The organism is Streptomyces sp. NPDC060205 (genome assembly GCF_042728395.1).
Classification (GTDB): Bacteria; Actinomycetota; Actinomycetes; order Streptomycetales; family Streptomycetaceae; genus Streptomyces.
On the sequence record NZ_JBHWZP010000339.1, the window covers coordinates 1 to 9,628 of the forward strand.

At 71.9% G+C, this 9,628-nt stretch carries 7 protein-coding genes; 3 read left to right on the forward strand and 4 right to left on the reverse strand.

The genetic code is table 11. The features are described from left to right. Nucleotides 1-48: 48 nt before the first annotated feature. The 3 genes from chvE to ACFWGJ_RS36845 form a co-directional block, all read right to left on the reverse strand. On the reverse strand, nucleotides 49-1,146 hold the full coding sequence (chvE, locus tag ACFWGJ_RS36835; RefSeq protein WP_387333313.1) for a multiple monosaccharide ABC transporter substrate-binding protein: 1,098 nt from the start codon (nucleotides 1,144-1,146) through the stop codon (nucleotides 49-51). A 767-nt stretch (nucleotides 1,147-1,913) separates the two neighbouring features. Further along, nucleotides 1,914-5,105 (reverse strand): amidohydrolase family protein, encoded by a 3,192-nt coding sequence (locus ACFWGJ_RS36840; RefSeq protein WP_387333315.1) that lies wholly within the window; start codon nucleotides 5,103-5,105, stop codon nucleotides 1,914-1,916. Between the two features lie 79 nt (nucleotides 5,106-5,184). After that, complete coding sequence (locus tag ACFWGJ_RS36845; protein WP_387333317.1) at nucleotides 5,185-6,426, reverse strand: FAD-dependent monooxygenase; 1,242 nt, start codon at nucleotides 6,424-6,426, stop codon at nucleotides 5,185-5,187. A 179-nt stretch (nucleotides 6,427-6,605) separates the two neighbouring features. Between ACFWGJ_RS36845 and ACFWGJ_RS36850 the strand changes: the two genes are divergently transcribed. Together ACFWGJ_RS36850 and ACFWGJ_RS36855 are read left to right on the forward strand one after the other, a co-directional pair. Further along, a complete protein-coding gene (locus tag ACFWGJ_RS36850; protein WP_107018976.1) occupies nucleotides 6,606-6,929 on the forward strand; it encodes a YkvA family protein in 324 nt (107 codons plus the stop codon). A 13-nt stretch (nucleotides 6,930-6,942) separates the two neighbouring features. Next, nucleotides 6,943-7,689, forward strand: a complete 747-nt coding sequence (locus ACFWGJ_RS36855) for an MBL fold metallo-hydrolase (protein WP_387333319.1) — start codon at nucleotides 6,943-6,945, stop codon at nucleotides 7,687-7,689. Nucleotides 7,690-7,723: 34 nt separating this feature from the next. On the opposite strand, the gene ACFWGJ_RS36860 is transcribed toward ACFWGJ_RS36855, so the two are convergent. After that, a complete protein-coding gene (locus ACFWGJ_RS36860) occupies nucleotides 7,724-8,107 on the reverse strand; it encodes a MerR family transcriptional regulator (RefSeq protein WP_387333321.1) in 384 nt (127 codons plus the stop codon). A 64-nt stretch (nucleotides 8,108-8,171) separates the two neighbouring features. On the opposite strand from ACFWGJ_RS36860, the gene ACFWGJ_RS36865 reads away from it, so the two are divergent. Next, nucleotides 8,172-9,398 carry an MFS transporter gene (locus ACFWGJ_RS36865; RefSeq protein WP_387333323.1) on the forward strand — a complete coding sequence of 409 codons (1,227 nt, stop codon included), beginning with the start codon at nucleotides 8,172-8,174 and terminating at the stop codon, nucleotides 9,396-9,398. The last annotated feature ends 230 nt before the right edge of the window (nucleotides 9,399-9,628 follow it).

A 9,628-nucleotide genomic window follows, 5' to 3' on the forward strand; every position in this document is an offset into this window, starting at 1 on the left:
GAGATCGGCCTCCCTGCCCCGCACCCGTGCGTGCACCTCTCGGTGGACCTACTTCAGGTCGCTCTTCTTGATGTAGCCCGAGTCGACCAGCACCTGCTGGTAGTTGGCCTTGTCCACGCCCACCGGCTCCAGGAGGTACGCCGGCACGACCTTCTTGCCGTTGTTGTACGTCCTGGTGTCGTTGAGCGCCGGCTTCTTGCCGTGGACCACGGAGTTGACCATGTACGCGGTGACCAGCGCCAGCTCGCGGGTGTCCTTGTAGACGGTCTGCGACTGCTCGCCGGCCATCATCGACTTGATCGAGGGCACCTCGGCGTCCTGGCCCGTGACGAGGGGCAGCGGCTTGGCGGCGGTGCCGTAGCCGTGCGCCTTGAGCGCCTTGATGATGCCGAGCGACATGCCGTCGTACGGGGAGAGGACCGCGTCGATGCTCTGGTCGGAGTACTCGGCGTCGAGCAGCTTGCTCATGCGCTTCTCCGCCGTGGGGCCGTCCCAGCGCAGGGTGGTGACCTCCTTGAGCTCGGTCTCCCCGGATCTCACGATCAGGTCACCGCTCTGGATGTACGGCTCCAGGACCTCCATGGCGGCCTCGTAGAAGTACTTGGTGTTGTTGTCGTCGGGGGATCCCGCGAAGAGCTCGACGGTGAACGGGCCCTTGCCGCTGCCGTTGACGAGCCCGAGGCCCTCCGTGATGTAGTCGGCCTGCAGGGTGCCGACCTTCACGTTGTCGAAGGTCGCGTAGTAGTCGACGTTCGGGCTGCCGAGGATCAGCCGGTCGTAGGAGATCACCGGCACGTTGGCCGAGTTCGCCTTCTCCAGGACGTCGGTGAACACCTTGCCGTCGACCGAGGCTATGACCAGTGCGTCGACGCCGCTGTCGATCATGGCCTCGACCTGGGCGACCTGGTTCTTCGGGTCGTTGTCGGCGTACTTGAGGGTGGTGGTGTAGCCGAACCCCTTGAGCTCGTCGACCATGTTCTGGCCGTCGTTGATCCACCGCTGGGACGTCTTCGTGGGCATGGCGATACCCACGGACGCGGCCTTTCCGTCGCTCCCGCTGTCGGATCCCTCGCCACATGCGGCGAGGGACAGGGACAGGACCGTCGAAAGGGCCGCAGCTACGGTGGTGCGGGCGCGCATGCTCATGGTTCCTCACTGGATGAAAGGCAGTCGGCGGAACTCGGCGGCCGGCTGTGCACCTGAGGGCGTCCGATCCCGGCCGGACCGGCAGGTCCTGGTGGAGCCGTCCGCGGCGCACGGTTCCTGGCGGAGTCCGTGGTGCGTTCTTTTCGGTGCCGAGTTCGAGCCGAGGCTGCCCTGACGGGGGTTCGGGACGCCCTGCCTGAAGGACCGCACCGCGCGTACGGACCTACGGGGGACGCCAAGGTTGATCGGTGCCCGGCCGCGTGGAGCCTTCCGGGGGTGGACTGGTTCACCGGGTTGCGGTGAGGGGTGGAGCGTCAGACCGGACGGTATGTCTCTCGCGTTGGGGCTCTGCTGAACCCGCACACGAGCAGGCCGGGATGACCGGCCCCCCACGTGCGCGGACTCGAACGTGGGGTGCGCGGGGCAGCGTATCCCGGCATGGGGTCACTGTGGCGCTCTTTCGTCACATTAGTTGCGCCGGCGCACGATCGATGCTGTCAAGGCGCGTGACGCTTGGTGCGTTTTGCGGACGATCCCGTTCCAACCGCCTTGCCGGAGCTCCGTGTTGTCTGATCACCCGGACGTCTCGGCGGGAGGCGTTGCCGCGAGGGCGCACGCGATAGCGGGGGTATACACCCATTCACACTCCGGGAGTGGACATCACAACTCGTTCGAATATCTTGGCCCGCCGTTCGACACAGGGCCGGACCGTCGGGCCGCTGACGGGCATGCGCACCGGGTCATGGTCCTGAGCCCGCGGGCCGACCTCAGAAACCCGCGTCGCAGCACCCCTCAAGCCGCATCAGCCGCCCCGCCTCCAGCCAGTCCACCTCCGGCGCCGCACGGCGGCCGGCGGGCGCGGACACCGGCTCGTACGCGGCCACGAGCTCGTCGGTCGAGTACGGGACCCCGCCCCGGAGCACGGCGACCGTACGGACGAGGGTGTCGAAGTCGGTGAAGGGGTCGCCGTCCACCACGGTCAGGTCGGCGAGCCTGCCCGGCCGGACCGTGCCGAGGTCGCCTTCGAGGCCGAAGAGCCGCGCGGGCAGCACGGTCACCGTCCGCAGGGCCTCCGCCGGGGACAGACCGCCCCGGTGCAGGGCACGCAGGCCGAGATGGAGGGAGAGTCCGACCGGGACGAGCGGCTGGTCGGTGCCGAGGGCGACGAGTCCGCCCGCCGCCAGGACCCGCCGGTAGATGTCGGTCTCCGTGCGCAGGGTGGCGAGTTGGGCCGCGGTCGGCGGCACGGTCGCCCCCTGCTGGACGAGGGCGCTGTCCCAGGGCGGCATCACGGCGGTCACCCGGGGATCGTCCGCCAGTGCCGGATCCGCGCCGAGCAGGGGCGCCGAGGTGAAGGGGGTGGCGATGAGGCCGAAGTCGACGCCCCGCGCGGTGTAGATCTCCAGCAGGTCCTGGTAGGCACGTCCCGTCGAGGTGGTCGCATGGCCGAACTCGTAGCGCTGGGTCGCCTGCAGATGGGTCGTCAGGTCCTGACCGAGCTGGACGCCGGGTGAGAGCAGATGGCTGCCCGAGCGCACACCGAGCCGCTCGTGCCCGAACCGCGCCGCCTCCTCCATCACCCAGCTCGGCGCCCGCACATAGGTCTTGACGAAGTCCCAGTCCAGCGCGGCACCCCGCTCCAGCGAGCGCCGCAGCCCGTCCCTCGTACGGTGGGCGCGTCCCATGCTGTAGGCGACCCGGGAGCCGTCGAGGAGTTCGCCGGTGGTCAGCAGTCGCGGTCCGGCGAGCTGATGGGCCGTCACGGCTTCGCGGATGCGTGCCTGTTCGTACGCGAAGCCGCCGAGGGACACGGCGGTGGTGATGCCGTAGGTGAGCTGGCCGACCGTCTGACGGCCGCCGTAGGTGGCCTGCCAGGGGTGGGTGTGCGTGTCCCACAGACCGGGGACGACGGTCTTGTCCGAGGCGTCGACGCCGGTCGTCGCCGCGCGCCTGCGGTGCGGTTCGACGGCGGTGACACGTCCGCCGCGTACGACGATGTCGACGTCCTCCCGTACGGAGTCGCCCGTGCCGTCCCAGAGCCGTCCCGCGTGCACCACGGTGTCGGCGGGTACGGGTCGGCGCTGATCCAGGGGCACGCGGACGGTACGGGCCGGTCCGCCGCCGACGCCGATCAGCCGCAGCGCGGCTCCGGAGAGGTACAGCAGGGTCCGCGAGTCGCCGGACCAGGAGGGGTGGTCGGCCGGTTCGGTGGTGAGCGTGCGCAGGGCGCCGCGCGGGGTGCCGTCGGGTGTGACGGGCAGCAGGCAGAGCGCGGATTCGACGACGACCGCCATCCAGCGGCCGTCGGGCGACCAGACGGGGCCCGAGTCGTACCGGTCGGCGATCGACGCATGCGGTGCCACCGCGTGCAGCCGGTCCTGCCCGGTCGTTGTGTCGACGACCCGGACCAGGTTGTAGCCCTCCCGGAAGCGGAGGTTGAGGCGGTTGCGGTCGCAGAACGCCACGTACCGGCCGTCGGGCGACCAGCTGGGCCGCCCGGGCAGCCCTCCCGCGCCGAGCGGGGTCGCGAGCACTTTCTCCGTGCCGCCCGCGAGGTCGCGGACGACGAGCCGTCCGGTCAGATCCAGACAGGCGAGGCGTGTCCCGTCGGGCGAGAGCGCGGGATGCACCCGTCCGCCGGTCGCGAGGGCGCTCTCCTCGCCGGTGGCCGGATCCAGCCGGTACACACCGAGCAGGCCGTCCCGGTCGTCCGCGTACAGCAGCGTACGTCCGTCGCGCGACCACGAGGGCCCGAGCAGATACTCCGTGGCCGCCGCCCGGCGCAGCCGCTTCGGCGCCGCGCCGCCCGAACTGTTCGCCAGCCAGAGCGAGTTGAGCGCGGCGAAGGCGATGTGCCGCCCGTCGGGCGAGAGCGCGGGCAGATGGATCCCCCGCACCGGCCGGGCCCGCCCCTCCCCCAGGTCGTACTCCTTGACGTCGTAGCGCGGCCGGTCCACGGGCAGCACCCCCTCGAAGGGGACGGTGTCCGCCTCCGTCGGCTTCTCCGGCCGTACGAGGGTGAACTCGCCGTCGATGGTGAGCAGCAGCTCGCCGTCGGGCGTCCAGCGGGGTGGTACGGGTGCGAGGTCACCGGCGAGGGTGACGGGCCGGCCGTCGACGACGAGCGTGCAGGAGCCGTTCGGGGCCGCGGTGGTCCGCAGATACGCGAGCCGGCGGCCGTCCGGTGCCAGGGCGGGGGTCATCAGCTGGGCGGTCGTGGTGTCGGTGTGCTCCACGACGACCGGTCCGGTGCCGGAGGCGGGGACGGCGGCGACGGTCCGGGCGTCGAGTCCCAAGCCGTTCACGGTGGTGACGCCCTTCGCGCGCACGAACAGGATGCGTTCCCCGTCCGGCGACCAGGTGGGGTCGAAGTCCTCCCAGGCCCCGTCCTGCACGGGGCCTGCCTGGCCGGGCAGTCCCGTCACCCGGCGGATGTCGCCGGTGCGCAGGTCCAGCACGTGGATGCGGTACGGGCTGCCGGCCACCGGGTCGCCGCCGCGCTCGGAGGCGAAGGCGATCCGGGTGGCGTCGGGCGACCAGGCGGGGCCGCGGTCGTCGAAGGGCCCGTCGGTGCGTCTGCGTACGTCGGACCCGTCGGGCCGCATCGTCCAGAGGTGGAAGCCGCCGCCCCGGTAGGCGCAGAAGGCGACGAGGCCGCCGTCCGGCGCGTACACGGGCCGGTTCGGTTCGAGGCCCGCCGGGGTGAGCGGGACGGCTCTGCCTCCGGTGCGCGGCAGCGACCACAGGACGTTCTGGATCTCGGCGATCAGCCGGTCCCCGCCGGGCGCGAGGGTCGCCGCACCGTTGGTGGCCCCGGTGAAGGACAGGGAGAGCCCGGTACGCGGCTGCGCGGCGGCGGGTGCGAGGCCGATGGCGGTGACGGCACCGGCGGCGCCCGCGGCCGCGAGGAGCCGGCGGCGGGAGAGGGAGAGGGCGGCGTCGCCCCGGTCTCGGTCCATGACTCAGCACGCTCGCGCATCATCCGGCCCGTGGGCAACACCGCCATTCCCGCCATCGGAGTGCGGTGTTGACGGGGTGTCAGCCCCTGGTGGCGCTGCCGTGCAGGGTGCGTGCCAGCTTCGGGCCCAGCCAGCGCTTGAGCCTGCGCAGGGATTCGAGCCGCCCGGCCGCCCGGTCGAGCCGGTAGTACAGCTGCGGCGGCACGTACGGCAGCAGGGGCGAGTGCCGCTGGCCGAGGAGCGCGAACATCTGCGCCGGGGGCAGGTCGATGTACCGCGGCAGGTTCTCGTACCACTGGGCGCTGTGGCGGGCCGCGCTCTGCACGGACAGCAGCTCGGCCTTGCGCACCTTCTCGTACGCGGCGAGGGCCGGGGCGAGTCCGGCCCGCCCGGCCCCTGCCCCGGGCTCGCTCGCGGGCCGCTCGCCCAGTGCGCCGGCCAGGGCGATGGCGTCCTCCAGGGCGAGAGTGGTGCCCGCGCCGATGGAGTAGTGGGTGGTGTGGGCGGCGTCGCCGAGCAGGACGACGTTGCCGTGGGACCAGGTGCGGTTGGTGAGGGTGCGGAAGTTCAGCCACTGGGCGCTGCCGCCCGCGGTCGCCCGTCCGATGAGCCGGTGGCCGTCCAGCAGCTTGACGAAGAGCTCTTCGAGGCGGGCGAGCCCCTGGGCCTCGTCGGCCCGGTCGAGACCCAGGCCCGTCCAGGTCTCGGGCGAGCACTCGACGACACAGGTGCTGCGGTCGTCGCCGAACCCGTAGGCGTAGCACCAGATCCAGCCGTGCGGTGTGTCCACGAAGGCGAAGGTGAACGCGTCGAAGACCTTCGTGGTGCCCAGCCAGATGTACCGGTTGCGGCCGAGCGCGGTCTCGGTGCCGAAGTGGTCGGCGTGGCGCTCGCGCACCCCGCTGCGCACGCCGTCGCAGGCGACGACCAGGTCGGCGTCGGGCAGTGCGGCCCCGTCGGCGACATCGCTCTCGAACTCGACGCGTACGCCCAGGGAGCGCGCCCGCTCGGCGAGGATGTCCAGCAGCCGGCCGCGTCCGATGCCGAAGCCCTCGTCGCCGTGGTGGGTGGTCGTACGGTCGCCGACGTGTGCGACGCCGTCGCTCCAGCGCACCGAGTTCTCCCGCACGGCCCGCGCCGACTCGGGGTCACCCGCCTCCAGCTTGTCGAGCAGGCTCCCCCAGTACGTCACCCCCCAGCCGTAGGTCGAGCCGGCCGGGTTCCGTTCATGGACGGTGATCTCGTGGCCCGGGTCCTGGCGCTTCAGCAGGATCGAGAGGTACAAGCCGGCGGGCCCACCGCCGACGCAGGCGATCTTCACGCGCGCATCCCACATTCATCAGTCGAGTGTCACTCAAGGTCGTCGATCGACAGCAAAGAGTAGGGGTGCGGCGGGCGGCCCCGGGACGCACCGCGCCGCGTGTCGGCCCGGCCCGGCTGTGATGACAGAGTGAACCTGGGCATCCGGACAACAGCACCGGACGCGCCTGGGAAGGGCTCATGGACACCAACTTGTGGATTCTGGTCATCGTCGCCGCGGTCGTACTGGCGGCGGCGCTCGCGGGGGCGGTCGTCCTGACCGTCCGCCTGGTCCGCACGCGGCGGAACCTGCGCCGTGCCGGGCTGCCGACAGGCCCCCGCTGGGTCTTCTGGGGTGCGATCGCCTATGTCGTGCTGCCGACGGACCTGATGCCCGACCCGGCCTACTTCGACGACATCGCCGTACTGCTGCTGGCGCTGAGGTCGATGCGCGCTTCGTCCGCCCCGCTGCGCCGCGGCGACCGCGAGTCTGCTTGGCTGGCCCCGTCAGACAAGGACCTCTAGGTTCGGGACGATCATGCAGGCAGACATCCGTCAGGTCGCCGACGGCATCCATCTCGTGCACGGCAGCAACACCAACTGGGTGATCCTCACCGAGGGCGACGCCGTCACCCTCGTGGACACCGGCTACCCCGGCGACCGCGAGAAGGTGCTCGCGTCCTTGGCGGCCGTGGGCAGTTCACCCGAGGCCGTCACGGCCGTTCTCGTGACGCACGCCCACAACGACCACCTCGGGTCGGCCGAGTACCTCAGCAGCACCTACGGCACGCCCGTCTACACCCACGAGGCCGAAGTCCCGCACGCGCGCCGGGACTTCCTCCACCAGGTGACCGTCGGGCAGGTCCTGAAGAACGCCTGGCGGCCCGGTGTGGTGCCGTGGGCCGTGCACGCGCTGCGGTCCGGCGGCACCGCGCACGTGCCGGTCACCCGGCCGCGGGCGTTCCCGGCCGAGGGGGCACTCGACCTGCCCGGCCGTCCCGTGCCCGTGCACACCCCCGGGCACACGGCCGGCCACTGCGCCTTCCATCTGCCGGAGGCGGGGGTGGTGATATCGGGCGACGCACTGGTCAACGGCCACCCCACCTCACGCGTGGCGGGACCGCAGGTGCTGCCCGTGATGTTCCATCACGACCTGGGCGGGGCGCTGGCCTCCCTCGACGCGTTCGAGGCACTGCCGGCCGACATCCTGCTGCCGGGGCACGGTCCCGTGCACCGCGGCTCGGTGCGGGAGGCGGCGGTGCGGGCGCGGGAACGGGCGGTCTGACGCGGTCCGGCCCAGGCCTCACGTTCTTTTCGTATCAGGCCTGTTCGGTGGCCGGCGGGGTGTCGCCCCGTACCGTCGCGAGGTACGCGGCGATGGCGTCGCGGTTGCGGGCCAGGCAGTCGATGCGGCGGGTCATACGGTCGAGTTCGCACGCGAGGGTGGCGAGCATCTCCGGGGTCGGATCCGGGAAATGGATGGTGCTGGGCTTGTCCAGGCAGGGCAGGATCTGCTTGATGATGCGGGTCGGCAGTCCGGCGTCGAGCAGGCCCCGGATCTGCTGGACGCGGCCCACGAGGCGTTCGTCGTAGGAGCGGTAGCCGTTCGTGCAGCGGTCGGGGGTGATCAGCCCCTGCTCCTCGTAGTAGCGCAGCAGCCGAGGGGGTGTGCCCGTGCGCTTCGACAGCTCTCCGATCCGCATCCGGCCGACCTCGCAGTTCGCCACTTGACCTTCACACCGATGTGAGGGTTCGAGCATACGCCGCATGACTTCTCGGACCACCGAAACCCGTAACGACCCCGAACCGACCGTTTCCCCGACGGAAGCCGCGCCTGGCGGGCTGCCGCTGGGCGCTCTTCTGGCCCTGGCCACCGCTGTGTTCGTCACCAGTCTCACCGAGACATTGCCCGCGGGGGTACTGCCCGCGATGAGCGCCGACCTGGGTGTCGGCGAGTCCGCGATGGGGCAGTCGGTGACCGTCTACGCGGCCGGGACCGCGCTCACCGCGATCCCGCTGTCCGCGGCCACCGCCGGGTGGCGGCGCAAGCGTCTGCTGCTGACGGCGACGGCGGGCTTCGCCGTCGCCAACACGGTGACCGCCCTGTCCGCCAACTATCCCCTCACCATGGTGGCGCGGTTCGTCGCCGGGGTGGCCGCGGGGCTGGCCTGGGCGCTGCTCGCGGGGTACGCGCGCGGGCTGGTTCCCGCACGTCTGCAGGGGCGGGCGGTCGCCGTGGTGATGACCGGGATTCCCGTCGCGCTGTCGCTGGGGGTGCCGGCGGGGACCTTCCTCGGGGAGACACTCGGCTGGCGGGTGACGTTCTCCATCATGACCGTGCTCGCCGTCGTCCTGCTCGGGTGGATCGGCGTGGCCGTGCCGGAGCTGCCGGGGCGGCGCGGGGAGGGGCGGGTGCCGATGCTGGGGGCGTTGCGGGTTCCCGGGGTCTCACCGGTGCTGTTCGTCACGCTGGTCTTCGTGCTGGCCCACACGATTCTGTACACGTACATCGCGACGTTTCTCGACCGGCTGGGCATGGGTGGGTCGACGGATGTCGTGCTGCTGGTGTTCGGGGCGGCGTCCCTGGTGGGCATCTGGTTCGTGGGGGCGCGGATCGACCGGTGGCTGCGGGCTCTGACGCTGGCCAGCGCTCTGCTGGTCGCGGCGGCTGCGGCGCTGCTCGCGGTGCCGGCCGGCAGCCCCGTACTCGTCTACGCGGCGGCGGCGCTGTGGGGGCTCGGGTGGGGCGGCGCGCCCACGCTGCTGCAGACGGCGGTGGCGGACGCGGGCGGGGAGTCCGCGGATGCGGCGCAGGCTCTGCTGGTCACTCTGTGGAACGCGGCGATGGCGGGGGGCGGGGTGGTGGGGGGCGCCCTCCTCAGCCGCTTCGGCGCGGGGGCGTTCCCTTGGAGCGCGGGGGTGTTGCTGGTGCCGGTTCTTGTGACGGTGGGGGTTGCGCGGAGGTACGGGTTCCCCTCGCGGGGGGTGCGGTAGTGCTGCGCACGGGTCAGGCGGGGCTTGGCTGCGCAGTTCCCCGCGCCCCTGAAGGGTAAAGGGGTACGTGCCTGACTGCGGCCCGGTTGTGGCTGGCCGCGCAGTTCCCCGCGCCCCTTACGGGCTCGTGCCTGACTGCGGGCACATCGTGGCCGGCCGCGCAGTTCCCCGCGCCCCTTACGGGGCGGGGGGACTGGTTCGTACCTGGCTGCAGGCGCGTCGTGGCTGAG